Raw genomic sequence first — 25,595 nt, forward strand, 5'->3', positions numbered from 1 at the left:
CGAATGTCTATTGAAGTACGATCAGCCGGTTTCGCTGTTGATCATCGGTAGCCTGCTAGAACCACCAGGATCCACATGCACTTAGATAGAACTTCTGCGTTCGCCCCTGCCTCATAAGTAACAAGCCCACCTCCCCGGTCACCCCATGGACCTTGTCATCGCCCGCCCGGAAGGCCTCTATTGCCCCGCCGGAGATTTCTACATCGACCCCTGGCGCCCGGTGGAGCGGTCGGTTATCACCCACGCCCACGGCGATCACGCCCGCACCGGCAACACCCATTACCTTGCGGCCGCGCCCGGCGAAGGCATCCTGCGCTCGCGCCTGGGCCAGGACATCAACCTGCAGACCCTGCCCTACGGCGAACGCCTGGTGCACCACGGCGTGACCTTGAGTTTCCATCCCGCCGGACATGTGCTCGGTTCTGCCCAGGTACGCCTCGAATACCAGGGTGAAGTCTGGGTAGCCTCTGGTGACTATAAAGTCGAACCCGACGGCACTTGCGCGCCGTTCGAACCGGTGCGATGCCACACGTTTATCACCGAATCCACCTTCGGCCTGCCGATCTACCGCTGGCAGCCCCAGGCGCAGATCTTTGCGGGAATCAATGAGTGGTGGCGTGGGAATATCGCCAACGGCAAGGCCAGCGTGCTGTTTTGTTACTCCTTCGGCAAAGCCCAGCGCATCCTGCATGGCATCGACGCCAGCATCGGCCCGATCCTCAGCCACGGCGCGGTCGAGCCATTGAACCGGGTGTATCGCGACGCCGGCATCTATATCCCGGAGACGCTATACGCTGGCGATTTCAAGAAAAACGACCCGTTGCTGCGCCAGGCGCTGATCATCGCGCCGCCCTCCGCCGGCGGTAGCACCTGGATACGCCGCTTCGGCGACTACAGCGATGCCTTCGCCAGCGGTTGGATGCGCCTGCGCGGCACCCGTAGGCGGCGTGGGGTGGACCGAGGTTTTGTGCTGTCGGACCATGCCGACTGGCCCGGCTTGTTGTGGGCCATCGAGCAAACCGGGGCCGAACGGGTGATGGTCACCCACGGTTCCGTCGGCGTATTGGTACGTCACCTGCGCGAAAAAGGCCTGGATGCCCAAGGGTTCACCACCGAATACGGGGACGATGAAGAAGAGGTCACGGCATGAAGGCCTTCGCCGAGTTGTACGCCAACCTCGACGCTACCACCTCTAGCAACGCCAAGCTCGCCGCCTTGCAGAGCTATTTCCGCCAGGCGCCGCCAGCCGACGCCGCGTGGGCGGTGTATTTCCTTTCCGGTGGGCGCCCACGGCAGTTGGTGCCGACGCGGCTGCTGCGCGACATGGCCACCGAGGCTTCGGGCATCGAACCCTGGCTGTTCGAAGAAAGTTACCAATCGGTAGGCGACCTGGCCGAGACAATTTCCCTGCTGTTGCCAGAATCGACCTACACCTCCGAGGACGGCCTGGCGGTGTGGCTGGAAGAAAAACTGCTGCCCTTGCGCGGCCTGCCGCCGACGGAACTGGCCGAACGCTTGCCGGCGCTGTGGGCGCAACTGGATCAACCGAGTTTGATGGTGTGTATCAAGCTGATCACCGGCAGTTTCCGCGTGGGCGTTTCGAAACTGCTGGTCACCCGCGCCCTGGCCGCGATGGCCGAGTTGGACAGCAAACGGGTGGCGCAGCGGTTGGTGGGCTATACCGACTTGTCCAACCGTCCTACAGCCGAGGGCTATCTCAAGCTGATCGCCGCCGAATCGTCCGACGAACACGCGCAGCGTGGCGGGCAACCGTATCCGTTTTTTCTGGCCCATGGCCTGGCGCAACCGGTGGAGCAGTTCGACGCCCTGCTGGGCTCCCCCGCCGACTGGCAGGTGGAATGGAAGTGGGACGGCATTCGCGCGCAAGTGGTTAAGCGCGAGGGGCGCCTGTGGGTCTGGTCCCGTGGCGAGGAACTGGTAACCGAGCGTTTTCCGGAGCTGCATGCGCTGGTCAGTGGTCTGCCGGATGGTACGGTGATCGACGGTGAGATCGTGGTGTGGAAGGACGCGGTGCAACCCTTCGCCCTGCTGCAACAGCGGATCGGTCGCAAGACCTTGAGCAAAAAAGTCCTGGAGGACGCGCCAGTGGCAGTGCTCGCCTATGACCTGCTGGAGCACCAGGGCGACGATTGGCGCAACCATTCCCAAGCCGAACGCCGCGCACAGTTGGAGCAGGTAATCGCACAGTGCAACCAACCGGTGCTACTGCCCTCGCCGCTGTTGACGGGCAGTACTTGGCAGGACTTGGCCCGGCAACGTGAAGACTCCCGCAAACTGGGGGTGGAGGGCATGATGCTCAAGGCGCGCGACGGCCTCTACGGCGTGGGCCGCACCAAAGACATGGGCGTGTGGTGGAAGTGGAAGGTCGATCCGTTCAGCGTCGACGCGGTATTGATCTACGCCCAGCGCGGCCACGGCCGACGCGCCAGCCTCTACAGCGACTACACCTTTGCGGTGTGGGATGGGCCGCCGGGCAGCGAGCGCACCCTGGTGCCATTTGCCAAAGCCTATTCCGGGCTGACCGATGAAGAAATGCGCAAAGTCGACGCCATTGTGCGCAAGACCACCGTGGAAAAATTTGGCCCGGTCAGCAGCGTGACGCCGAGCATGGTGTTCGAGCTGGGCTTCGAGGGCATCGCCCTGTCCAAACGCCACAAAAGCGGAATTGCGGTGCGGTTTCCGCGGATGCTGCGTTGGCGCCAGGATAAACACGTGGAAGACGCCGATAACCTCGGCACCTTGCAAGACCTGCTGAACTGAGCCCCATCACCCAAAATGGTGCATTGAAAAATCGATGCCCATTTTTGGGCATCTCCTACACTCACATCGCCACCTTCTTGCCTTTTAAAACGCTCATTCGGAACTATGGTGCAGAAATTGCTACTTGGGATCCGTCTGACACCGTTCAGTAACAGTCCTAATCGCGCCACAAGCGCTTATCTTGGTTTCAAGGGATTACATAATGAAAAAAGCATTGCTGACCCTTTCTGCACTGGCTCTGTGCATGGCCGCCGGTACCGCGTTGGCCAAGGAATACAAGGAATTGCGTTTTGGTGTCGACCCGTCCTACGCACCGTTCGAATCCAAGGCAGCCGACGGCAGCCTGGTGGGCTTCGATATCGACCTGGGCAATGCCATCTGTGCCGAGCTGAAGGTCAAGTGCAAATGGGTCGAAAGTGATTTCGACGGCATGATTCCGGGCCTGAAAGCCAATAAGTTCGACGGCGTGATTTCGTCCATGACCGTGACCCCGGTGCGTGAGAAAGCCATCGACTTCTCCAGCGAACTGTTCTCCGGCCCAACCTCACTGGTATTCAAGAAAGGCGCGGGCTACTCGACGCCGGAATCCCTCAAGGGCAAATCGGTAGGCTATGAGCAAGGCACCATTCAGGAAGCCTACGCCAAGGCGGTACTGGATAAAGCCGGTGTGACCACCAAGGCCTACGCTAACCAAGACCAAGTGTATGCCGACCTGACTTCCGGCCGCCTCGACGCTTCGGTGCAAGACATGCTGCAAGCCGAACTGGGCTTTTTGAAGTCGCCAGCAGGCGCCGGCTATGAAGTCAGCGCGGCTATCGACGACCCTCTGCTGCCGTCCAAAACCGCCATCGGTATCAAAAAAGGTAACACTGAGCTGAAGGCCCTTTTGGATAAAGGTATCAAAGCGTTACACGATGATGGCACCTACGCCACCATCCAGAAGAAACACTTTGGCGATCTGAACCTGTACAGCGGCAAATAATGCCTGGGGCGCCCCTGGGTTTGCAGGGGCGCTTTTTTATCGCCATAGGTCCCGATTTATGTTCGAAGAACTGTTGCAAACCCTCGGGCTGAGCGCACTCAGCCTGAAGGGTTTCGGCCCGCTATTGCTGCAAGGCACCTGGATGACCATCAAGTTATCGGTACTGTCCCTGGCCGTCAGCGTGTTGCTGGGTTTGCTCGGCGCCAGCGCCAAACTATCCAGCCTGCCTTTTTTGCGCATCCCCGCGCAGCTCTATACCACCCTGATTCGCGGCGTCCCCGACCTGGTGCTGATGCTGCTGATTTTCTATAGCCTGCAAACCTGGCTCACCGGCCTGACCGACTTTATGGAATGGGAATACATCGAGATCGACCCATTCAGCGCCGGGGTGATCACCCTGGGCTTTATCTACGGTGCTTACTTCACCGAGACTTTCCGCGGCGCGATCCTCGCCGTGCCCCGCGGCCAACTGGAAGCCGCCACTGCTTACGGGCTCAAGCGCGGCCAGCGGTTTCGCTACGTGACCTTCCCGCAGATGATGCGCTTTGCCCTGCCGGGCATCGGCAATAACTGGATGGTGATGCTCAAGGCCACCGCGCTGGTGTCGATCATCGGCCTGGCGGACCTGGTCAAGGCCGCACAGGATGCCGGCAAGAGCACCTACCAACTGTTCTACTTCCTGGTACTGGCCGCGTTGATCTACCTGCTGATCACCAGTGCCTCCAACTTTGTCCTGCGCCGTCTTGAACGCCGCTACTCCGCTGGCGCCCGGGAGGCCGTGCGATGATCGAACTCTTGCAGGAATACTGGCGCCCGTTTCTGTACAGCGACGGCCAGCACATCACCGGCCTGGCGATGACCATGTGGCTGCTCAGCGCTTCACTGGTGATTGGTTTTCTGGTGTCGATCCCGCTGTCCATCGCCCGCGTCTCGCGCAACCCGCTGGTACGTTGGCCGGTGCAGTTCTACACCTACCTGTTTCGCGGTACGCCGCTCTATATCCAGTTGCTGATCTGCTACACCGGCATCTACAGCATTGCCGCAGTCCGCGCGCAGCCAGTGTTGGACGCGTTTTTCCGCGATGCGATGAACTGCACCATCCTGGCCTTCGCCCTCAACACTTGCGCCTACACCACGGAAATTTTCGCTGGGGCGATCCGCAGCATGGCCCACGGCGAGGTCGAAGCGGCCAAGGCCTATGGGCTCAGCGGTTGGAAGCTCTACGCGTACGTGATCATGCCGTCGGCGCTGCGTCGTTCGCTGCCGTACTACAGCAACGAAGTGATCCTGATGCTGCACTCGACCACCGTGGCTTTCACTGCGACGATTCCCGACATCCTCAAAGTGGCCCGGGACGCCAACTCGGCGACCTTTATGACGTTTCAATCATTCGGCATCGCCGCGCTGATCTACCTGACCGTGACCTTTGCCCTGGTCGGTCTGTTTCGCCTGGCGGAGCGGCGCTGGCTGGCCTTTCTCGGCCCCAGCCACTAAGGAGCCTTCATGCGTCATCGGATTCACGAACTGATCGCGCCGCTGCCCGGCACGGCGCGGCAGATTCACAGTTTTCACTTCGGCCCGGAACACGCCGAAGGCAAAGTCTACGTCCAAGCGTCGCTGCATGCCGACGAGTTGCCGGGCATGCTGGTGGCCTGGCATTTAAAGGCGCGCCTGGCCGAGCTGGCCGCCGCCGGGCGCCTGCGCAGCGAAATCGTGTTGGTGCCGGTCGCTAACCCGGCGGGCCTGGAACAGGTGCTGATGGACACCCCGCTGGGCCGCTACGAGCTGGAGAGCGGGCAGAACTTCAATCGGCTGTTTGTCGACCTCGGTGATGAGGTGGGCAATCAGGTCGAAGCCTTGCTTGGCGACGATCCGCAGCACAACGTGCAAGTGATCCGTGCCGCGCTGCTCTCCGCCCTGGCCGGCCAGGGCGCCGCGACCCAGTTGCAATCCCAGCGCCTGGTGTTGCAACGCCTGGCGTGCGATGCCGACCTGGTGCTGGACCTGCACTGCGACTTCGAAGCCGTGGCGCACCTGTACACCACGCCGCAAGCCTGGCCGCAGGTGGAGGCGTTGGCACGTTACCTCGGCTCGGAAGCCAACCTGCTGGCTACGGATTCGGGCGGACAGTCGTTCGACGAATGCTTCACCCTCGTGTGGTGGCAGTTGCAGCAGCGCTTCGGCGCGCGGTTTCCGATCCCCATGGGCAGCATCGCGGTGACCGTCGAACTGCGCGGCCAGGGCGACGTCAACCACGGCCTGGCCAGCCTCGACGCCCAGGCGATCATCGATTACCTGATCCGCTTCGGTGCCATCAACGGCCAGGCCTCGCCGTTGCCCGACCTGCCTTACCCGGCCACGCCACTGGCAGGCGTAGAACCGGTAGCCACGCCAGTGGGCGGCTTGCTGGTGTTCGCCGCCCTGCCCGGCGAATATCTGGAAGCCGGGCAATTGCTGGCCGAAATCATCGACCCCATTACCGACCGCGTAACGCCCGTGCACTGCCGCAAAGCTGGCCTGCTTTACGCCCGTTCGCTGCGCCGCATGGCCACTGCCGGGATGGTCATCGGCCATGTCGCAGGCACCGAGGCCTACCGCAGCGGCTATCTACTTTCGCCTTGAGGATGCACGCCCCATGTACAAATTGACCGTTGAAGGCCTGCATAAAAGCTATGGCGACAATGAGGTGCTCAAAGGTGTCTCGCTCAAGGCCAAGACCGGTGACGTGATCAGCCTGATCGGCGCCAGCGGCTCGGGCAAGAGCACCTTCCTGCGCTGCATCAACTTTCTGGAAACCCCCAACGACGGCGCCATGACCCTCGACGGCCAGCCGATCCGCATGGTCAGCGACCGCCACGGCATGCGCGTGGCCGACGACGCCGAACTGCAACGCTTGCGCACCCGGCTGGCGATGGTGTTCCAGCACTTCAACCTGTGGAGCCACATGAGCGTGCTGGAGAACATCACCATGGCCCCACGCCGGGTGCTGGGTTGCAGCAAAAAAGACGCCGAAGACCGCGCCCGCCGCTACCTGGACAAAGTCGGCCTACCGGCCCGCGTAGCCGATCAATACCCGGCGTTTCTTTCCGGCGGTCAACAACAACGTGTCGCCATCGCCCGCGCATTGGCGATGGAACCGGAGGTGATGCTGTTCGACGAACCCACCTCGGCCCTCGACCCGGAACTGGTGGGCGAAGTGCTGAAGGTGATCCAGGGTCTGGCCGAGGAAGGCCGCACCATGATCATGGTCACCCATGAAATGAGCTTCGCGCGCAAAGTGTCCAGCCAAGTGCTGTTTCTGCACAAAGGCTTGGTGGAGGAGCAAGGCGCGCCGGAAGACGTGCTGGGCAACCCCAAGAGCGAGCGTCTGAAACAGTTCTTGAGCGGTAATTTGAAGTAAACCTTTGTGACGCCTGGAGGGTCTGTGGAATAAGCCCTCCAGAGCGTCAGCCACCGCATGGCAAAACCCCACGACTTCGTCAGGCAATGGTTCGCCGCCAAAGGCTGGAAGCCATTCGCCTTCCAAAAAGCCGTGTGGACGGCGGTCAAGGAGGGAAATTCCGGCTTGCTGCATGCCAGCACCGGCGCCGGCAAGACTTACGCACTGTGGTTTGCCGCGCTCAATCGCTTCGCCATTACGCGCCCGCCGGCCACCGGCAAACGTAAGCCACCGGCCGAGCCGCTGACGGTGTTGTGGATTACGCCGATGCGCGCCCTCGCCGCCGACACCGCGCGCGCCTTGGAAGCGCCGCTGGCAGCGTTGCAAATCCCGTGGAGTGTCGGCCTGCGCACCGGCGACACGAGTAGCGCTGAGCGCGCCCGACAAACCCGTCGCCAGCCGACCACACTGGTCACCACCCCGGAAAGCCTGACCCTGATGCTGGCCCGCGCCGACAGCGAAGCCAGCCTGGCCCATGTGCGCATGGTGGTAGTGGATGAATGGCACGAACTGATCGGTAACAAACGCGGGGTGCAGTTGCAACTGGCCTTGGCACGCTTGCGCCGTTGGCATCCTGACTTAATGGTGTGGGGGATTTCCGCGACGCTGGGTAATCAATCCCACGCCTTGGAAGTACTGGTGCCACAAGGCGGCGGGATCAATGTGCAGGGGCAAACGGCCAAGGCGCTGCACGTCGACACGTTGCTGCCGCCGGTGTCCGAACGCTTTCCCTGGGCCGGGCATATCGGATTGAAAATGCTGCCGCAGGTGGTGGCCGAGGTGGACGCCAGCAGCAGTTGCCTGGTGTTCACCAACACCCGTGCACAGTCGGAAATCTGGTACCAGGCCCTGCTCGATGCGCGGCCGGATTGGGCCGGGCTGATTGCTTTACACCACGGTTCGCTGTCCCGCGAGACCCGTGATTGGGTCGAACGGGCGCTCAAAGACGGGCAGCTCAAGGCGGTGGTGTGCACCTCCAGCCTGGACCTGGGGGTGGATTTTCTGCCGGTCGAGCGGGTGTTGCAGATCGGCTCGGCTAAAGGCGTGGCGCGCCTGATGCAGCGTGCCGGGCGGTCCGGCCACGCCCCGGGGCGTCCGTCCCGAGTGACGCTGGTGCCGACTCACAGCCTTGAACTGATTGAAGCGGCGGCGGCTCAGGACGCGATCGCCGAGCGCCGCATCGAAGCCCGCGAATCACCCTACAAACCCTTGGATGTACTCGTACAGCATCTGGTAAGTATGGCCTTGGGCGGTGGCTTTATGCCCGTGTCGTTGCTGGAGGAAGTGCGCGGCGCCTGGGCCTATCGCGACCTTACTGACGCCGACTGGGCCTGGGCCCTGGGTTTTGTGCGCCACGGCGGCTTATCGCTGACGGCCTATCCGGACTACCGCCGCGTGGAGCCCGACGAACACGGCATATGGCGTGTACCGGATGCACGCTTGGCCAGGCGCCATCGCATGAGCGTGGGCACCATCGTCAGCGATGCAAGCATTCAGCTGAAATTCTGGAGCAAGGGCGGCGGCGGCAAGAACCTGGGCAGCGTCGAGGAAGGCTTTATCGCGCGGCTCAAACCTGGGGATGGCTTCTTGTTTGCCGGGCGTTTGCTAGAGCTGGTGCGGGTGGAAAACATGACTGCCTATGTACGCCGCAGCAACGCCAAAAAAGCCGCCGTACCGCGCTGGAATGGCGGGCGCATGCCGCTTTCCAACGAACTGGCCCAGGCCGTGGTGGAACGTTTCGATGCTGCCGCCCATGGCCACTTCGACGGCCCGGAAATGCGCGCGGTGCAGCCGTTGCTACAGACCCAGTTGCGCTGGTCGGGCCTGCCGACACGCGAGCATTTGTTGGCCGAAGCGCTGAAATCACGGGAGGGTTGGCACCTGTTCCTCTACCCGTTCGCGGGGCGCCAAGTGCATCTCGGCCTGGCCAGTTTGCTGGCTTGGCGCGTCAGCCAGGGGCAACCCGTCACCTTTTCCATTGCGGTCAACGACTATGGCTTGGAACTGCTCAGCGCTACACCCGTGGATTGGCCGGCACTGTTGAATTCTGAGCTGCTGAGCCCGGATAACCTGCTGGAGGATGTGGCGGCCAGCTTGAACGCCGGTGAACTGGCCCTGCGCCGCTTCCGCGAGATCGCCCGTATCGCCGGGCTGGTGTTCGCCGGTTACCCCGGCGCGCCGAAAAGCACCCGGCAGGTGCAGGCTTCCAGCGGCTTGTTCTTTGAAGTGTTCAAGCAGTATGACCCGCACAACCTATTGCTGGCCCAGGCTGGCGAAGAAGTATTGCGAGACGAGTTGGACATCCGCCGCCTGGAAGCGGCGTTGAGACATCTTTGCACCCTGACACTGGACCTGCACGTAATCGAACGGCCCACGCCCCTGGCTTTTCCGCTACTGGTGGAGCGGATGCGCGAAAGCATGAGTTCGGAAAAACTCTCGGAGCGCATCGCGCGGATGGTCAAGGATTTGGAAAAAGTCGCGGATAACGGGAAAACTTGATGTATTGCGAAGTGCAGCTTGAAGGCGAAACGTTATGGCTGCTGGCGGAGAAAGCTATCTACTGGCCAGCGCGCAATTGCCTGCTGATCGCCGACGCGCATTTTGGCAAAGCGTCGGCCTATCGCAGCCTGGGGCAACCGGTGCCCCAAGGCACCACCACCGACAACCTGGCGCGACTGGACCGACTGCTACAAGCATTCGACTGCGCGCAGGTGATCTTCCTCGGCGACTTCCTGCACGGCCCCGGCTCCCATGCCAGCGGCACGCTGAGCGCCCTGCGAGCGTGGCGCGCCCAGCATCGCCAACTGCCCATGACGTTGATTCGCGGCAATCACGATAAGCGGGCGGGTGACCCGCCGGCCGACCTCGGCATCGACGTGGTAGCAGAACCGTTGCTGATGGGGCCGTTTGCCTTGCAACACGAACCGGACGCTCACCCCAGCCACCATGTACTGGCAGGTCATGTGCATCCGGTATATCGCTTGCGCGGCAAGGGTCGCCAGAGCCTGCGCTTGCCCTGCTTTCAGCTCGGGCCGCGGGTCAGCCTGCTACCCGCGTTCGGGGCGTTTACAGGGGGCTATAGGGTGGAACCGGACGCCAACCACCGGATTCTGGTGATTGGCGATCAGGAGGTATGGTTTGTCAGATGATGCAGGCCAACCCTAAAGGCTTCAGGCAACGGGCACGGGGGGTGCCTCGTCCGGCCGGGTAGGCTCACCGGGCTCACCGGGCTGCGGATAATCCGGCCCAGGTTGGCCGGGGATGCCGCCCGCATAGGCAGGGTCGGCCATCAGGGACCAGGCTAGAACACCAATCTGATTGGGCTCCAGCCGTGCGAGTTCTGCGCTGATTCGGGGGTCGATCTTCATAAAGTACTCCTCAAGCGTGGCCCGACACACTTCACACGTGTCGGGGCAGTACACCCAATAGAGTCACTTTCTTCAGACTAATTCCCTTTACGTGTAGGAGCTTTCGATCAAGCGCGCGGCAAGGTGACGCCAAGCTGACCCTGATACTTACCGCCACGGTCCTTGTAGGACACTTCACAGGCCTCGTCGGATTGCAGGAACAGCATCTGTGCCACGCCTTCGTTGGCGTAGATTTTTGCCGGCAATGTGGTGGTGTTGGAGAACTCCAGGGTCACGTGGCCTTCCCACTCAGGCTCAAGCGGGGTCACGTTGACGATGATGCCGCAGCGCGCGTAGGTACTTTTACCAAGGCAGATGGTCAACACGTCGCGAGGGATACGGAAAAACTCCACGGTGCGCGCCAGGGCGAAAGAGTTCGGCGGAATGATGCACACGTCGCTCTTGATATCGACGAAGCTCTTTTCATCGAAGTTTTTCGGATCGACGGTTGCCGAATTGATGTTGGTGAACACCTTGAATTCATCGGCGCAACGCACGTCGTAGCCATAGCTGGAAACACCATAGGAGATCAGGCGTTCGGCGCCTTCGCCACGCATCTGGCGCTCGACGAAGGGTTCGATCATGCCGTGCTCTTGCGCCATGCGGCGAATCCACTTGTCCGATTTGATGCTCATGGCGGGTGTCCTGAATAGCGAGGTGGAAAAATTCTGTGGGGCATCTTACCGGTGCCGGCGTTGGGGTTCAAAGGGCGTGGGGGTTTTCTTGACGAAAGCGGGCCTCTTCATACGCTCCAGCCAGCGGGGCTGGGCCCCACGCTACTGGGTCGGGTGACTGGAAATATCACCGCCAGTCACGAAATTGGAGAAACCTTCGGAAATATCATTGGCACGTTCCGGAAAAAGGGTTAAGGTGGCGCCACTGTGCTGCTTGTGTCACTGAGAATCTCTACACGATATGTTGAATTTCGATCCAACCATCTCCAAGAATTTTTCCTGCTCTTTGCACTCAGTCTCGGCCAGGGCTTTTCCTGAGTCGCAGTTAACTTTGTCCAAGGAGATACACCATGTCTAATCGCCAAACTGGTACCGTTAAGTGGTTCAACGATGAAAAAGGCTTCGGCTTCATCACTCCACAATCCGGTGACGACCTGTTCGTTCACTTCAAAGCTATCCAATCCGACGGCTTCAAAAGCCTGAAAGAAGGCCAACAGGTTTCTTTCATCGCTACCCGCGGTCAGAAAGGCATGCAAGCTGAAGAAGTTCAAGTTATCTAACTTGTACTGACTTAGTCGAAAAAACCCCGCCCTTAAAAGCGGGGTTTTTTTATGCCCGGGATTTGGTATTCGCAGCCACTGGTGCCTGATAAAAAATGTGGGAGGGGGCTTGCCCCCGATGACGGCTTAGCAGTCGGCACTTGCTTTGACTGATACACCGCTATCGGGGGCAAGCCCCCTCCCCCATTCAGGCATTCAAACTGCGCCGCTATTGAAACAACGACTCGCTCGACAGGCCATTCTTCTCCAGGATCTCACGCAAGCGCTTGAGCCCTTCCACCTGGATCTGACGCACCCGCTCACGGGTCAGCCCAATCTCCAGGCCCACATCCTCCAGGGTGCTGCTCTCATGACCGCGGAGGCCGAAGCGGCGAATCACCACCTCACGCTGCTTGTCCGTGAGCTCAGACAGCCACTGGTCGATGCTTTGAGACAAGTCATCGTCCTGCAACAGCTCACAAGGATCCGTCGGGCGATCATCCGTCAAAGTGTCCAGCAGGGTTTTATCCGAATCCGGCCCCAGCGACACATCGACCGAAGACACCCGCTCATTGAGACCAAGCATGCGCTTGACCTCCCCTACCGGTTTCTCCAGCAGGTTGGCGATCTCTTCAGGTGACGGTTCGTGATCGAGCTTCTGCGTCAGCTCACGGGCGGCCCGCAGGTAGACATTGAGTTCCTTGACCACATGGATCGGCAAGCGAATCGTCCGGGTCTGATTCATGATCGCCCGCTCGATGGTCTGGCGAATCCACCAAGTGGCATAGGTAGAAAAACGAAAGCCCCGCTCGGGATCGAATTTCTCAACTGCCCTGATCAGGCCCAGATTGCCCTCCTCAATCAGGTCCAGCAGCGACAACCCACGATTGACATAGCGTCGGGCGATTTTCACCACCAGGCGCAGGTTGCTTTCAATCATGCGCTTGCGCCCAGCCGGATCGCCCTTTTGCGACAAGCGCGCAAAGTGGACTTCTTCCTCGGGGGTCAGCAAAGGGGAAAAACCGATCTCATTGAGATACAGCTGGGTCGCGTCGAGCGCCCGCGTGTAATCAATGTATTTGTGTTGCTTTAACGCGGAGGAGTTCTTGGATTTGGTTCGAACTGAAGGTGTAGCAGGTCCCTCATTCGACATCGATTCCATAGCGATGCCGCTCTCCATAAGGAGAACCTCATCGTCGATGTCAAACTCCGGCGCTTCTTTACTGAGAGCCATTGTTATAGTCCTTTGGTGAGTTCGACCTCAAGCTCAAGCGACGCCTTTATCCTTGGCAACGCTGGAGCCTGTTCCTTCTACGCGAGGAACAGGCTGGCAACACATCAACGACGGGGTAGGAATTGCAGTGGATCTACAGGCTTCCCTTGACGGCGAATCTCAAAGTGCAGTTTCACCCGGTCCGTACCAGTTGACCCCATTTCGGCAATTGTCTGTCCGACTTTGACCTGCTGCCCCTCCCGAACCAACAGCCTGCGGTTATGACCGTAAGCACTGACGTAGGTATCGCTGTGTTTGATGATGACCAGTTCGCCGTAACCCCGTAGACCGCTCCCGGCGTACACCACTGTCCCATCAGACGCAGCTAAAACAGGCTGTCCCAAATCCCCGGCGATATCAATGCCTTTATTCAAACTACCGTTTGAAGAGAATTTTCCAATCAGCACTCCATTTGAGGGCCATCCCCACCCGGTAGGTGCAGGACCTGCAGGAGGTTGCGGCGCCGGTGCTGGTTTGCTGGCGGAGGTCGAGGCCGCAGTACCGGCAGGCCGCGTAATGACGGTGGTTTTACTGGAGGACGATGGGGACGATGCGGTGCTTGTCACAACCGTCGTAGAGGCCGAGCCTGTGCGTCCATCGAAGCGGATCGTCTGACCCGGATGGATCGTATAGGGCACAGGAATATTGTTTCGAGCTGCGAGAGCCTTGTAATCCCAGCCATAACGGAAGGCGATCGAGAATAACGTGTCGCCCTTACGCACCACATACTGCCCGGTGGTGACCGTCGGCTTCTGCGGGGCGGAATTATTACGATCAACGACCCGTGCGCCACTGCTTGGTGAGCTTGAACAGCCGACCAACACGGAACTGAACACAAGGCCAAGCACCAGTCGCTGAAAACTTGTTTTACTCATACGCTGCGCAAGACCTGTGAGACTCACCCGCCGCTCCCTTTGTGGTGACTGAATATGAACGCCCATAGCAGGCTTGAAAGATGACGCAAGTATAACTGGGCACTGAAGTTTTACTGGCACCCGCGCGAAACCGATGTGCAAGCGCGTGGAATGTAGCCGCCCAGCATGTTGACTTGATAGACCCCGCCGTAAGACACATCCGCATCAACAGAATTCACTGGCCGCGCAAATTGATCAGGCCAGCGGGCCATTGAGCAGGGGCACAAAGCGCACGGCACCCAGTACATGTCGTGAAAAGCCTTCGTCCTCACGAACAATCAGCATCAGCTGCTGCACTTCACCGGAACCGACCGGAATGACCAGGCGCCCGCCCGGTGCCAGTTGGTCGAGCAATGCCTGCGGTACATCGGTGGCCACTGCGGTAACGATAATGCCGTTATAGGGCGCCAGCGCCGGCCAGCCTTCCCAACCATCTCCCCAGCGGAAGACCACGTTGCGCAGGTTTAACTCCACCAGGCGTTCCTTGGCGCGGTCCTGCAACACTTTGATACGCTCAACCGAAAACACCCGTTCCACCAGCTGCGACAGCACGGCTGTTTGGTAGCCGGAACCGGTACCGATCTCCAGCACCTTGTCCAGCGGCCCCGCCGCTAGCAGCAGCTCGCTCATGCGCGCAACCATGTACGGTTGGGAAATCGTCTGGTTATGCCCGATGGGTAGCGCGGTGTCTTCATAGGCGCGATGGGCCAGGGCCTCATCGACAAACAGATGCCGCGGCGTGCGCCGGATCACTTCCAACACCTGGGCGTTGGAAAGCCCCTCTTCGTACAGGCGCTGGATCAAGCGCTCGCGAGTACGCTGGGAGGTCATCCCAATGCCGCGACGCAGCAGATCGTCTTGTTCACGAGCCATCAGCGCAGCCCCTCCAGCCAGCCATCGAGACTACCGAAGGCATCACTGAAGGTGCGATCGAGTTGCAACGGAGTAATCGACACATAACCTTGCATCACCGCGTGAAAGTCGGTGCCGGGGCCGCCATCTTCAGCGTCACCGGCGGCCGCGATCCAGTAACCCTCCTTGCCACGCGGGTCGACCACCTTCATCGGCGCCGCCGCGCGGGCGCGATGGCCCAGACGCGTGAGCTGGATACCGCGAATATGGTCGAGGGGCAAGTTGGGGACATTGACGTTCAGTACCGTACGCGGCGGCAGGTCCAGGGAACCGTGGGCCTCGACCAGCAAACGTGCGAAATGGGCAGCGGTCGGCAGGTTGTCGAGCTGGCGCGAGGCAAAAGAGAAGGCAAACGAGGTGCGCCCCAGGAAGCGCCCTTCAAGGGCGGCGGCCACGGTGCCCGAATACAACACATCATCGCCCAGGTTGGCGCCGAGGTTGATACCCGACACCACCAGGTCCGGCTCCTGCTCCAACAGGCTGTTGATCGCCAGGTGTACACAGTCGGTGGGGGTGCCGTTCACACTGATAAAGCCATTGGGCAGAACGTGCGGATGCAGCGGACGGTCAAGCGTCAGCGAACTGCTGGCGCCGCTCTTGTCCTGGTCGGGGGCAACCACTATGCACTCGGCATAATCCTGCAGCGCGGCATGGAGCGCGGCAAGGCCGGGTGCGGTGGCACCGTCATCGTTTGATATCAGAATACGCATGGGCTGTCCGTCTGCCCCACCGGCACCAGATCAACAAGCTCGCGCACCAAGACAGTGGCGAAGCATCCGGCCGGCAGGACGAATTCCAATTGCAGAATGTCAGGCCCGGGATAATGCCACGTCAACCCGCCAATGGGCAGTCGAAGAATACGACGTTCCTGGCTCATGCCCGCCTTCACCAGCCAATCACGCAGGTCGGCTTCGCTGGCGGCAACCGCCTGTTCCAGCTCGAAGGTGGCGCCGGCGGCAGGCGAATCGCCTTCGCCCCATTGCGGCCCGGTGGGGTGCAGGTCCAGGATCGCCAGGCGCGGGTCGTTGCACTCGGCCTCGCCCGCCGGGAAAAAACTGCGGCTGTCGGTAAACGCCAGCAAGTCGCCCACCTGGGCGCGCTGCCAGGAGCCATCGGCCACGCGCGCCGCCAGGACTTTGTTGAATAGAAAACTGCGCGCGGTGGACAGCAGCCGCGAGCGCACATTGCGTTGCTCGGGCAAGGCTTTGCGCGCTGCCCAGTCGCGCGCGTCAACGACGTTGCCACCGTTATGCCCAAAGCGCTGGGCGCCGAAATAATTGGGAATGCCATGCTGGGCAATCAGTTGCAAGCGCGCGTCGATCGCGGCGGTATCGGCCACCAATTGGGTCAGGCGCAAGGTGAAACCGTTGGCCGAATGTGCGCCGCGCTGCAACTTGCGTTTATGCCGAGCGGTTTTGAGGATAGTGAGGCTGTCGTTTTCAGCGGCGCTCATGTCCGGGTCGGTCTTGCCGGGCAATTGCACGCTAAACCACTGACGGGTCAGTGCCTGGCGATCCTTGAGCCCGGCATAACTGACGGTGCGCAACGGTACGCTAGCGGCCTTGGCGATACGCCGCGCTGCCTCTTCGGTGTTCAAGCCGCGCTTTTCCACCCACAGCCACAGATGCTCACCCTCGCCGGTCAGCGGGATATCGAGCACTTCGTCCACTTGGAAATCTTCGGCCGTGGCTTTCAGTACAGCACTGCCCAATGCCTCGCCATAGGCCCGCGGGCCCAGCAGTTGCAGATCACTCATGCGCGCAGCAACAAGGCGACGGAGTGCACCGCAATGCCCTCTTCACGACCGGTAAACCCGAGCTTTTCGGTGGTGGTGGCTTTCACGTTGACTTGATCCAATTCAATTTGCAGGTCCGCGGCAATCAGCGCGCGCATGGATTCGATATGGGGTGCCATTTTCGGTGCCTGGGCCACGATAGTGTTGTCGACATTACCGACCTTCCAGCCTTTTGCATGGATCAGGCCGACCACATGGCGCAGCAGCACCCGGCTGTCGGCACCTTTGAAGGTGGGGTCGGTGTCTGGAAAATGCTTGCCGATATCACCCAATGCCGCCGCGCCGAGCAACGCATCGCTCAAGGCATGCAGCACAACGTCGCCGTCGGAATGAGCCAGCAACCCATGGTGGTGTGCAATGCGCACGCCGCCCAAGGTAATGAAATCGCCCTCAGCGAAACGGTGCACATCGTAGCCGTGGCCAATACGCATAAAAAAACGCCCCGATTTAATTCAGGGCGTGATTCTACCTACTTTTGCCTCACATTAACCGAGCAAAGCACGACCATGGTGTCGCAAATGATCTTCGATGAAGCTGGCGATAAAGAAGTAGCTATGGTCGTAACCAGGTTGCAGCCGCAGTTCCAGCGGATGGTTGGCCGCTTTCGCTGCCTGCTGCAGGGCTTCGGGCTTGAGCTGCACGGCAAGGAAATCGTCGCGATCGCCCTGATCCACCAGCAGCGGGAGCTTGTGCGAGGCTTCACTGATCAGTACGCAGGCATCCCACTCGCGCCACTTTGAACGTTCTTCACCCAGGTAACGGGAGAACGCTTTCTGGCCCCATGGGCAGTCCATGGGGTTGCTGATCGGCGAAAATGCCGACACCGACAGGTAACGCCCCGCGTTGCGCAACGCACACACCAAAGCGCCATGCCCGCCCATGGAGTGGCCGCTGATGCCGCGCTTATCGGACGCAGGGAAATGCGCCTCCACCAATGCCGGCAATTCCTGCACAACATAGTCATGCATCCGATAATGCTTGGCCCAAGGTTCTTGGGTGGCGTTCAGGTAGAACCCGGCGCCAAGGCCGAAGTCCCAGGCGTTGTCCGGGTCACCCGGCACACCGGGCCCGCGAGGGCTGGTGTCCGGGGCCACGATGATCAAACCAAGTTCGGCGGCCATGCGCTGGGCGCCGGCCTTTTGCATGAAATTCTCATCGGTGCAGGTCAGGCCGGACAGCCAGTACAGCACCGGCAGCTTGCCGCCCTGCTCGGCTTGCGGCGGCAGGTAGACTGCGAAGGTCATGTCGCAACCGAGCACATCGGAATGATGTTTATAGCGTTTATGCCAGCCGCCGAAGCTTTTCTGGCACGACAGGTTCTCCAGACTCATGGCCGACCTCAAAAGTGAATGACGGTACGAATGCTCTTGCCTTCATGCATCAGGTCAAACGCCTTGTTGATGTCTTCCAGGCCCATGGTGTGGGTGATGAACGTATCCAGCGGGATTTCGCCGGTCTGGGCCATCTCCACGTAGCTTGGCAATTCGCTGCGACCGCGTACGCCGCCGAACGCCGAACCGCGCCAGACGCGACCGGTGACCAGTTGGAACGGACGGGTGGAAATTTCCTGGCCGGCACCGGCAACGCCGATGATCACCGACTCGCCCCAGCCTTTGTGGCAGCACTCAAGGGCCGCGCGCATCAGCTGCACGTTGCCGATGCACTCGAAGGAAAAGTCCACGCCGCCATCGGTCAGGTCGACGATCACGTCTTGAATCGGGCGATCGTAGTCTTTCGGGTTGATGCAGTCGGTGGCGCCCAGTTGCTTGGCGATTTCGAACTTGGCCGGGTTGATGTCGATGGCGATGATACGTCCGGCCTTGGCCTTGACCGCACCGATCACCGCCGACAGACCAATACCGCCCAGGCCGAAGATGGCGACAGTGTCACCCGGCTTGACCTTGGCGGTGTTGATCACCGCACCGATACCGGTGGTCACGCCGCAACCGAGCAGGCAAACCTTCTCCAACGGTGCTTCTTTGGGAATCTTGGCCACGGAAATTTCCGGCAGCACGGTGTACTCGGAGAACGTCGAGGTACCCATGTAATGGAAAATTGGCTGACCTTTGTAGGAAAAGCGCGTTGTGCCATCGGGCATCAAGCCTTTGCCCTGGGTGGAGCGAATGGCCTGACACAGGTTGGTTTTACCCGAGCGGCAGAATTTGCACTGGCCACATTCCGGGGTGTACAGCGGGATCACATGGTCGCCGACCGCAACGGAAGTCACGCCCTCACCGATGGCTTCGACCACTGCGCCGCCTTCGTGGCCGAGAATCGACGGGAAGATGCCTTCCGGATCGGCGCCCGAGAGGGTGTAGGCGTCGGTATGGCACACGCCGGAGGCAACCACCCGCAACAGCACTTCGCCGGCCTTGGGCATGGCGACATCCACTTCTACGATTTCGAGGGGCTTCTTGGCTTCGAAGGCTACGGCGGCGCGAGACTTGATCATCCGGGTTTCTCCATGGGTTAACAACTGAGGCTGAGAGTGTAAAACATGGCCGAATGATTAATAATCCAGTCAAAAGCAAAACTTTATTGCTGCACAGGGATAATCACTATGCAGGAAAACCGCTGGGAAGGCATCGACGAGTTCGTCGCAGTCGCCGAGTGCAGCCAGTTCACCGCCGCCGCTGAGCGTCTTGGGGTTTCGTCATCCCATATCAGCCGGCAAGTCGCGCGCCTGGAAGACCGACTGCAAACACGGCTGCTTTATCGCAGTACCCGCAAGGTCACCTTGACCGAGGCCGGCCAGACCTTTTTGCAGCATTGCCAACGCCTGCAGGATGGCCGCGAAGAAGCCTTGCGTGCCGTGGGCGACCTGACCAGCGAACCCAAGGGCATGTTGCGCATGACCTGTGCCGTGGCTTACGGCGAGCGCTTTATCGTGCCGCTGGTGACCCGATTTATGCGCCTGTATCCACAGCTGCGAGTGGATATCGAACTGAGCAACCGTCAGCTGGACCTGGTGCACGAAGGCCTCGACCTGGCGATTCGCCTGGGCCGCCTGCAAGACTCGCGTATGGTCGCCAGCCGCCTCGCGCCGCGACGCATGTACCTGTGCGCTTCACCGTCCTACCTGGCACGGTATGGTCGGCCACATAGCTTGTCGGAATTGACTCGGCACAATTGTCTGATCGGCAGTTCGGACATTTGGCAATTGGCCCAGGACGGACGCGAATTTGCCCAGCGCGTGCAGGGAAACTGGCGCTGCAACAGTGGGCAAGCCGTGTTGGATGCGGCGCTGCAAGGTGTGGGTTTGTGCCAGCTGCCGGACTATTACGTGCTGGAGCACCTGCACACGGGCGCACTGGTGTCGCTGCTGGAGGCCCATCAACCACCGAATACGGCGGTGTGGGCGCTGTATCCGCAGCAACGACATTTATCGCCAAAGGTCAGGAAGTTGGTGGATTTCTTGAAGGAGGGCTTGGCCGAGCGGCCGGAGTACAGCGGTTGAGTATTGGATGTCTAGATGGGGCTCATCGCGGGCAAGCCCGGCTCACACAGTTGACCGAGCGGCATGGGGAGAAGGTGATCGAATGTGGCTTGCCTGCGATGAAGTCGACCCGGTGCAACTGACTATCGACGATTGGCCCAACGCAGTCGTAACCACTCCAGATCTTCCGGACGGGTCACCTTGATATTATCCGAGCGCCCTTCGATCAAGCGCGGCGCCTGCCCGGACCATTCCATCGCCGAGGCTTCATCAGTGATCAGCGCATCGGCCACCAGGCTGTCGGCCAATGCGCGATGCAAGGCCCCGAGGCGGAACATCTGCGGCGTATAGGCTTGCCAGATCAAACTGCGATCGACGGTCTCCACCACCCGCCCCTGCTTGTCGACGCGCTTGAGGGTATCGCGAGCCGGCACCGCCAGCAGGCCACCGACCGGATCGTCCGCCAACTCAGCCAGCAATTTATCGAGATCATCACGGCTCAGGTTAGGCCGCGCCGCATCATGCACCAAGACCCAATCGTCATCGCAGGCGCCCAGGGCATTGAGCTGCAGCAGCGCGTTGAGTACCGAGCCCGAACGCTCCGCACCACCGTCCGCGCGTTGGATACGCGGGTCGGCAGCACACGCCAGGGCGGGCCAATAAGGATCATCAGAAGCGAGGCTGACCACCAGGCCCTTGAGAAAGGGGTGGTCGAGGAAACAGCCGAGGCTGTGTTCGAGAATCGTGCGTCCGCCCAGTTGCAGGTATTGCTTGGGACGGTCCGCGGCCATACGGGCACCAACGCCCGCGGCAGGAATCACGGCCCAGAAGGCCGGCAAACGCTGACTCATTGGGCCAACTGGTAGAGGGTTTCACCCTCCTTGACCATGCCCAACTCATGGCGAGCCCGCTCTTCGACGGTCTCCGTGCCCTTTTTCAACTCAAGGACCTCGGCATCGAGCACGCGGTTGCGCTCCAGCAAGCGTTCGTTCTCGGCACGCTGATCGGCAATTTGTTGGGTCAGGTCTTTTACCTGCGCAAAGCTGCCATTACCTACCCATAGGCGGTACTGCAGGCCAGCCAGCAGCAAGAGCAAGACAAGAAACAACCAATTGGGACTGCGCATCGAATATCGGGTATCCAGTGGAAAAAGACAGCCATGCAAAACTTTTGAAGCAACTGATAGCACGAAGCCTGGAAGAACCAGGCTTGTGCTAGATAGTCACCAGATTAACGCCGAAATTCACCCTGTCGTGAGTTTTCCGACGCAATCCGCCGACTTTTTACCATTTAACCCTCAGCCGCGAAACTCACCGCGACCGTTGTACTTGGCTTTGCCAGCCAGTTGCTCTTCGATACGCAGCAATTGGTTGTACTTGGAAACGCGGTCGGAACGGCACAGCGAGCCGGTCTTGATCTGGCCAGCCGAGGTGCCCACGGCCAGGTCGGCAATGGTCGAGTCTTCGGTTTCGCCGGAGCGGTGCGAGATCACAGCGGTATAACCTGCGGCCTTGGCCATCTGGATGGCTTCCAGGGTCTCGGTCAGGGTACCGATCTGGTTGAACTTGATCAGGATCGAGTTGGCGATCTTTTTATCGATGCCTTCTTTCAGGATCTTGGTGTTGGTCACGAACAGGTCGTCGCCCACCAGTTGGATCTTCTCGCCGATCTTGTCGGTGAGAATCTTCCAGCCATCCCAGTCGGACTCGTCCAGGCCGTCTTCGATCGAGATGATCGGGTAGCGCTGGGTCAGGCCCTTCAGGTACTCGGCAAAACCTTCGGAGTTGAACACCTGGCCTTCGCCGGACAGGTTGTATTTACCGTCTTCGTAGAACTCGCTGGCCGCGCAGTCCAGGGCCAGGGTCACGTCGGTGCCCAGGGTGTAGCCAGCGTTGGCCACGGCTTCGGAGATAACTTTCAGCGCATCTTCGTTGGACGCCAGGTTCGGTGCGAAACCGCCTTCGTCGCCGACCGCAGTGCTCAAGCCACGGGCTTTGAGTACGGCTTTGAGGTGATGGAAAATCTCGGTGCCCATGCGCAGGCCTTCGGAGAAGGTCTTGGCGCCAACCGGCTGCACCATGAATTCCTGGATGTCGACGTTGTTATCGGCATGCTCGCCACCGTTGATGATGTTCATCATCGGTACGGGCATCGAGTAGACGCCTGGGGTGCCGTTCAGGTTGGCGATGTGCGCGTACAACGGCAGGTCCTGGTCCTGGGCAGCGGCCTTGGCGGCGGCCAGGGATACGGCGAGGATGGCGTTGGCGCCCAGGCTGCCTTTGTTGTCAGTGCCGTCGAGCTTGATCATCGCGTGGTCCAGGGCTTTCTGATCCAGCGGGTCTTTACCCAGCAGCAGGTCACGGATCGGACCATTGATGTTGGCGACAGCCTTGAGGACACCCTTACCCAGGTAACGGCTCTTGTCGCCATCACGCAGTTCCAGCGCTTCGCGCGAACCGGTGGAAGCACCGGACGGCGCACAAGCGCTGCCGATGATGCCGTTATCGAGAAGCACGTCGGCTTCGACGGTGGGGTTGCCACGGGAGTCGAGAACTTCACGACCTTTGATGTCGACGATTTTTGCCATTGTTGTAAACACTCCAAAGTTGACGAAAACGACGCAGCTGAAGGAAAACTTTTGACCGACCGCAAGGGTGGAACAACGGGGCAGGCTTGCAGGCGACAAGACTCAGGCCCGCAGGCCTGAGCGTTTAGCGTGGGATACTCTACCGGAGAAACCCGGCTTACGCGGTCTCTACCGTCGGAAAACTCTTGACCAGTTCGTCCAACTGCTTGAGCTGGGCCAGGAACGGTTCAAGTTTATCCAGGCGCAGGGCACAAGGGCCGTCGCACTTGGCGTTATCCGGGTCCGGGTGGGCTTCCAGGAACAGGCCGGCCAGGGATTGGCTCATGCCGGCCTTGGCCAGGTCGGTGACCTGGGCGCGACGCCCGCCTGCGGAGTCCGAGCGACCACCGGGCATTTGCAGCGCGTGGGTCACGTCGAAGAACACCGGGTATTCGAACTGTTTCATGATGCCGAAACCGAGCATGTCCACCACGAGATTGTTGTAGCCGAAGCTGGAACCGCGCTCGCAGAGGATCAACTGGTCGTTACCCGCTTCCACGCACTTGCTCAGAATGTGTTTCATTTCCTGAGGCGCAAGGAACTGGGCTTTCTTGATATTGATCACTGCACCGGTCTTGGCCATGGCGACCACGAGGTCGGTCTGGCGCGACAGAAAGGCCGGCAACTGAATGATGTCACACACTTCGGCGACCACGGCCGCCTGCGCAGGCTCGTGGACGTCAGTGATGACCGGCACGCCGAAGGCTTGCTTGATGTCCTGGAAGATCCGCATGCCTTCTTCAAGGCCTGGGCCGCGATAGGACGTCACAGACGAACGGTTGGCCTTGTCGAAGCTGGCCTTGAATACATAAGGGATGCCCAGCTTCTGGGTGACCCGCACATATTCTTCACAGACCTGCATCGCCATGTCGCGACTTTCCAGTACGTTCATGCCGCCGAACAGCACCATGGGCTTGTCGTTGGCAATCTCGATATCGCCTACGCGAATGATCTTCTGGGCCATCGGTTTACGCCTTCTTCTGATGTTGCGTCAGTGCAGCTTTGACGAAACCGCTGAACAGTGGGTGACCGTCGCGCGGTGTCGAGGTGAACTCGGGGTGGAACTGGCAAGCCACGAACCACGGATGATCCGGCGCCTCGACCACTTCAACCAACGCGCCATCGCCCGAGCGACCGGAGATTTTCAGGCCGGCCTCTTTGATCTGCGGCAGCAGGTTGTTGTTCACTTCGTAGCGGTGACGGTGACGCTCGACGATCACGTCCTTGCCGTAGCAGTCGTGAACCAGCGAGCCCGGCTCCAGCAGGCAATCCTGCGCGCCCAGGCGCATGGTGCCGCCCAGGTCGGAGGCCTCGGTACGTACTTCGACCGCACCGGTGGCGTCTTCCCACTCGGTGATCAGGCCCACGACCGGGTGACCGCTCTTGCTGTCGAACTCGGTGGAGTTGGCGTCTTTCCAGCCCAACACGTTCCGGGCGAATTCGATGACGGCCACTTGCATGCCCAGGCAGATACCCAGGTACGGAACCTTGTTCTCACGGGCGTATTGAACGGCCGTGATCTTGCCTTCCACTCCGCGCAAGCCGAAACCGCCAGGTACGAGGATCGCGTCCACGCCTTCGAGCAGCGCAGTGCCTTGGTTCTCGATGTCTTCGGAATCGATATAGCGCAGGTTGACCTTGGTGCGGTTGCTGATACCGGCGTGGCTCATCGCTTCGATCAGCGACTTGTACGCGTCCAGCAGCTCCATGTACTTGCCGACCATGGCGATGGTGACTTCGTGCTCAGGGTTGAGCTTGGCGTCGACCACTGCATCCCACTCGGACAAGTCCGCGCCGCCACACTGCAGGCCGAAACGTTCGACCACAAAATCATCCAGACCTTGCGAATGCAGGATGCCCGGGATCTTGTAGATGGTGTCGGCGTCTTCCAGGGCAATTACCGCACGTTCTTCAACGTTGGTGAACTGCGCGATCTTGCGACGCGAGGAAATGTCGATCGGATGATCGGAACGGCAGACCAGCACGTCCGGCTGCAGGCCGATGGAACGCAGTTCCTTGACCGAGTGCTGGGTAGGCTTGGTTTTGGTTTCGCCGGCGGTGGCGATGTATGGCACCAAAGTCAGGTGCATCAGCATCGCGCGCTTGGCGCCGACTTCGAAACGCAACTGGCGGATGGCTTCGAGGAACGGTTGGGATTCGATGTCACCCACGGTGCCACCGATCTCGACCATCGCCACGTCAGCATCGCCCGCACCCTTGATGATGCGGCGCTTGATTTCGTCAGTGATGTGCGGAATAACCTGGATGGTCGCACCCAGGTAGTCACCACGGCGCTCTTTGCGCAGCACGTGTTCGTAGACACGGCCGGTGGTGAAGTTGTTGTTCTGGGTCATGGTCGTGCGGATGAACCGCTCGTAGTGGCCCAGGTCCAGGTCAGTCTCGGCGCCGTCGTGGGTGACGAACACTTCACCGTGCTGGAACGGGCTCATGGTGCCCGGGTCGACGTTGATGTACGGGTCCAGCTTGAGCATGGTGACTTTAAGCCCCCGCGCCTCCAGGATGGCCGCCAATGAAGCGGAGGCAATGCCTTTCCCCAATGAAGAAACAACACCGCCCGTGACGAATATGTAGCGCGTCATGAAAAACCCTAGAAGTCTGCGTTAAAGCGGTCCGAGCCGCCGGGGAAAGCGAAGAGAGGCCGAAGCCCCCGATCACCTGCATTAATCACAGTGCACCTTTCAAAAAAACCGCCGCGTTGTGACAGACCAGCAATGAAACACCGGTACGTTGATCGCTACACATTTTTTGGAATCGCCCAGCAAAGACTGCTTGGTAATCGGCAACTGCTGCGATTCA

General features: G+C 60.3%; 26 protein-coding genes. 11 read left to right on the forward strand and 15 right to left on the reverse strand.

Going from position 1 to position 25,595, the window contains the following annotated elements:
- Positions 1-145: 145 nt before the first annotated feature.
- The 9 genes from ACFZPT_RS04905 to pdeM all read left to right on the forward strand — a co-directional run bounded on the left by ACFZPT_RS04905 (position 146) and on the right by pdeM (position 10,351).
- Complete coding sequence (locus ACFZPT_RS04905; protein ID WP_034137260.1) at positions 146-1,150, forward strand: ligase-associated DNA damage response exonuclease; 1,005 nt, start codon at positions 146-148, stop codon at positions 1,148-1,150.
- Positions 1,147-2,781, forward strand: a complete 1,635-nt coding sequence (locus tag ACFZPT_RS04910) for an ATP-dependent DNA ligase (RefSeq protein WP_099312695.1) — start codon at positions 1,147-1,149, stop codon at positions 2,779-2,781. Before ACFZPT_RS04905 ends, ACFZPT_RS04910 begins: the two co-directional genes overlap by 4 nt.
- Before the next feature lie 202 nt (positions 2,782-2,983).
- Positions 2,984-3,763 carry a transporter substrate-binding domain-containing protein gene (locus ACFZPT_RS04915; RefSeq protein ID WP_027604451.1) on the forward strand — a complete coding sequence of 260 codons (780 nt, stop codon included), beginning with the start codon at positions 2,984-2,986 and terminating at the stop codon, positions 3,761-3,763.
- 58 nt (positions 3,764-3,821) lie between these two features.
- On the forward strand, positions 3,822-4,550 hold the full coding sequence (locus ACFZPT_RS04920; RefSeq protein WP_010212412.1) for an ABC transporter permease: 729 nt from the start codon (positions 3,822-3,824) through the stop codon (positions 4,548-4,550).
- Positions 4,547-5,257 (forward strand): ABC transporter permease, encoded by a 711-nt coding sequence (locus ACFZPT_RS04925; RefSeq protein WP_034096271.1) that lies wholly within the window; start codon positions 4,547-4,549, stop codon positions 5,255-5,257. Before ACFZPT_RS04920 ends, ACFZPT_RS04925 begins: the two co-directional genes overlap by 4 nt.
- 9 nt (positions 5,258-5,266) lie before the next feature.
- On the forward strand, positions 5,267-6,385 hold the full coding sequence (locus ACFZPT_RS04930; RefSeq protein WP_040267498.1) for a succinylglutamate desuccinylase/aspartoacylase family protein: 1,119 nt from the start codon (positions 5,267-5,269) through the stop codon (positions 6,383-6,385).
- 13 nt (positions 6,386-6,398) lie between these two features.
- The gene (locus ACFZPT_RS04935) at positions 6,399-7,163 is read left to right on the forward strand and encodes an ABC transporter ATP-binding protein (protein WP_099312697.1); all 765 of its coding nucleotides are present in this window, start codon (positions 6,399-6,401) and stop codon (positions 7,161-7,163) included.
- A gap of 57 nt (positions 7,164-7,220) precedes the next feature.
- A complete protein-coding gene (locus ACFZPT_RS04940) occupies positions 7,221-9,701 on the forward strand; it encodes a ligase-associated DNA damage response DEXH box helicase (protein ID WP_099312699.1) in 2,481 nt (826 codons plus the stop codon).
- The gene (gene pdeM / locus ACFZPT_RS04945) at positions 9,701-10,351 is read left to right on the forward strand and encodes a ligase-associated DNA damage response endonuclease PdeM (protein WP_184336263.1); all 651 of its coding nucleotides are present in this window, start codon (positions 9,701-9,703) and stop codon (positions 10,349-10,351) included. Before ACFZPT_RS04940 ends, pdeM begins: the two co-directional genes overlap by 1 nt.
- Before the next feature lie 21 nt (positions 10,352-10,372).
- On the opposite strand, the gene ACFZPT_RS04950 is transcribed toward pdeM, so the two are convergent.
- Together ACFZPT_RS04950 and dcd are read right to left on the reverse strand one after the other, a co-directional pair.
- Positions 10,373-10,570 (reverse strand): hypothetical protein, encoded by a 198-nt coding sequence (locus ACFZPT_RS04950; protein ID WP_034137254.1) that lies wholly within the window; start codon positions 10,568-10,570, stop codon positions 10,373-10,375.
- Positions 10,571-10,677: 107 nt separating this feature from the next.
- Entirely contained in the window at positions 10,678-11,244 is a 567-nt protein-coding gene (dcd, locus tag ACFZPT_RS04955; RefSeq protein WP_034096266.1) for a dCTP deaminase, read from the reverse strand.
- Positions 11,245-11,633: 389 nt separating this feature from the next.
- On the opposite strand from dcd, the gene ACFZPT_RS04960 reads away from it, so the two are divergent.
- Positions 11,634-11,843 carry a cold-shock protein gene (locus ACFZPT_RS04960; protein ID WP_002554837.1) on the forward strand — a complete coding sequence of 70 codons (210 nt, stop codon included), beginning with the start codon at positions 11,634-11,636 and terminating at the stop codon, positions 11,841-11,843.
- A gap of 208 nt (positions 11,844-12,051) precedes the next feature.
- Here ACFZPT_RS04960 and rpoS read toward each other — a convergent pair whose 3' ends face one another.
- The 8 genes from rpoS to ACFZPT_RS05000 all read right to left on the reverse strand — a co-directional run bounded on the left by rpoS (position 12,052) and on the right by ACFZPT_RS05000 (position 19,168).
- Positions 12,052-13,056 (reverse strand): RNA polymerase sigma factor RpoS, encoded by a 1,005-nt coding sequence (gene rpoS, locus ACFZPT_RS04965; protein WP_034096265.1) that lies wholly within the window; start codon positions 13,054-13,056, stop codon positions 12,052-12,054.
- 104 nt (positions 13,057-13,160) lie between these two features.
- Positions 13,161-13,997, reverse strand: coding sequence for a peptidoglycan DD-metalloendopeptidase family protein (locus tag ACFZPT_RS04970; protein WP_034096264.1), 837 nt, complete (start codon positions 13,995-13,997; stop codon positions 13,161-13,163).
- A 207-nt stretch (positions 13,998-14,204) separates the two neighbouring features.
- Positions 14,205-14,840 (reverse strand): protein-L-isoaspartate(D-aspartate) O-methyltransferase, encoded by a 636-nt coding sequence (locus ACFZPT_RS04975; RefSeq protein ID WP_169867554.1) that lies wholly within the window; start codon positions 14,838-14,840, stop codon positions 14,205-14,207.
- A gap of 41 nt (positions 14,841-14,881) precedes the next feature.
- Positions 14,882-15,631, reverse strand: a complete 750-nt coding sequence (gene surE, locus ACFZPT_RS04980; RefSeq protein ID WP_034096262.1) for a 5'/3'-nucleotidase SurE — start codon at positions 15,629-15,631, stop codon at positions 14,882-14,884.
- Complete coding sequence (truD, locus tag ACFZPT_RS04985) at positions 15,619-16,677, reverse strand: tRNA pseudouridine(13) synthase TruD (protein ID WP_379558970.1); 1,059 nt, start codon at positions 16,675-16,677, stop codon at positions 15,619-15,621. The genes surE and truD overlap by 13 nt, the downstream gene beginning before the upstream one ends.
- Positions 16,674-17,147 (reverse strand): 2-C-methyl-D-erythritol 2,4-cyclodiphosphate synthase, encoded by a 474-nt coding sequence (ispF, locus tag ACFZPT_RS04990; RefSeq protein WP_012722614.1) that lies wholly within the window; start codon positions 17,145-17,147, stop codon positions 16,674-16,676. The genes truD and ispF overlap by 4 nt, the downstream gene beginning before the upstream one ends.
- 54 nt (positions 17,148-17,201) lie before the next feature.
- The gene (gene fghA / locus ACFZPT_RS04995) at positions 17,202-18,047 is read right to left on the reverse strand and encodes an S-formylglutathione hydrolase (protein WP_379554977.1); all 846 of its coding nucleotides are present in this window, start codon (positions 18,045-18,047) and stop codon (positions 17,202-17,204) included.
- An 8-nt stretch (positions 18,048-18,055) separates the two neighbouring features.
- Positions 18,056-19,168 (reverse strand): S-(hydroxymethyl)glutathione dehydrogenase/class III alcohol dehydrogenase, encoded by a 1,113-nt coding sequence (locus ACFZPT_RS05000; RefSeq protein ID WP_034112177.1) that lies wholly within the window; start codon positions 19,166-19,168, stop codon positions 18,056-18,058.
- 108 nt (positions 19,169-19,276) lie between these two features.
- Here ACFZPT_RS05000 and ACFZPT_RS05005 point away from each other — a divergent pair, with 108 nt between their 5' ends.
- The gene (locus ACFZPT_RS05005) at positions 19,277-20,173 is read left to right on the forward strand and encodes a LysR substrate-binding domain-containing protein (RefSeq protein WP_047881541.1); all 897 of its coding nucleotides are present in this window, start codon (positions 19,277-19,279) and stop codon (positions 20,171-20,173) included.
- A gap of 122 nt (positions 20,174-20,295) precedes the next feature.
- Here ACFZPT_RS05005 and ispD read toward each other — a convergent pair whose 3' ends face one another.
- The 5 genes from ispD to ACFZPT_RS05030 all read right to left on the reverse strand — a co-directional run bounded on the left by ispD (position 20,296) and on the right by ACFZPT_RS05030 (position 25,378).
- Positions 20,296-21,003 carry a 2-C-methyl-D-erythritol 4-phosphate cytidylyltransferase gene (gene ispD / locus ACFZPT_RS05010; RefSeq protein ID WP_099312703.1) on the reverse strand — a complete coding sequence of 236 codons (708 nt, stop codon included), beginning with the start codon at positions 21,001-21,003 and terminating at the stop codon, positions 20,296-20,298.
- Entirely contained in the window at positions 21,000-21,278 is a 279-nt protein-coding gene (gene ftsB, locus ACFZPT_RS05015) for a cell division protein FtsB (RefSeq protein ID WP_034096256.1), read from the reverse strand. Before ftsB ends, ispD begins: the two co-directional genes overlap by 4 nt.
- Before the next feature lie 171 nt (positions 21,279-21,449).
- Entirely contained in the window at positions 21,450-22,739 is a 1,290-nt protein-coding gene (gene eno, locus ACFZPT_RS05020) for a phosphopyruvate hydratase (RefSeq protein WP_034096255.1), read from the reverse strand.
- A gap of 157 nt (positions 22,740-22,896) precedes the next feature.
- Entirely contained in the window at positions 22,897-23,742 is an 846-nt protein-coding gene (kdsA, locus tag ACFZPT_RS05025; RefSeq protein ID WP_034096254.1) for a 3-deoxy-8-phosphooctulonate synthase, read from the reverse strand.
- Positions 23,743-23,746: 4 nt separating this feature from the next.
- Positions 23,747-25,378 (reverse strand): CTP synthase, encoded by a 1,632-nt coding sequence (locus ACFZPT_RS05030; RefSeq protein ID WP_034096253.1) that lies wholly within the window; start codon positions 25,376-25,378, stop codon positions 23,747-23,749.
- Positions 25,379-25,595 lie beyond the last annotated feature (217 nt).

Origin of the sequence: Pseudomonas sp. MD330_10 (assembly GCF_042610415.1) — a bacterium.
In the GTDB taxonomy this organism is placed as follows: Bacteria; Pseudomonadota; Gammaproteobacteria; order Pseudomonadales; family Pseudomonadaceae; genus Aquipseudomonas; species Aquipseudomonas rhodesiae.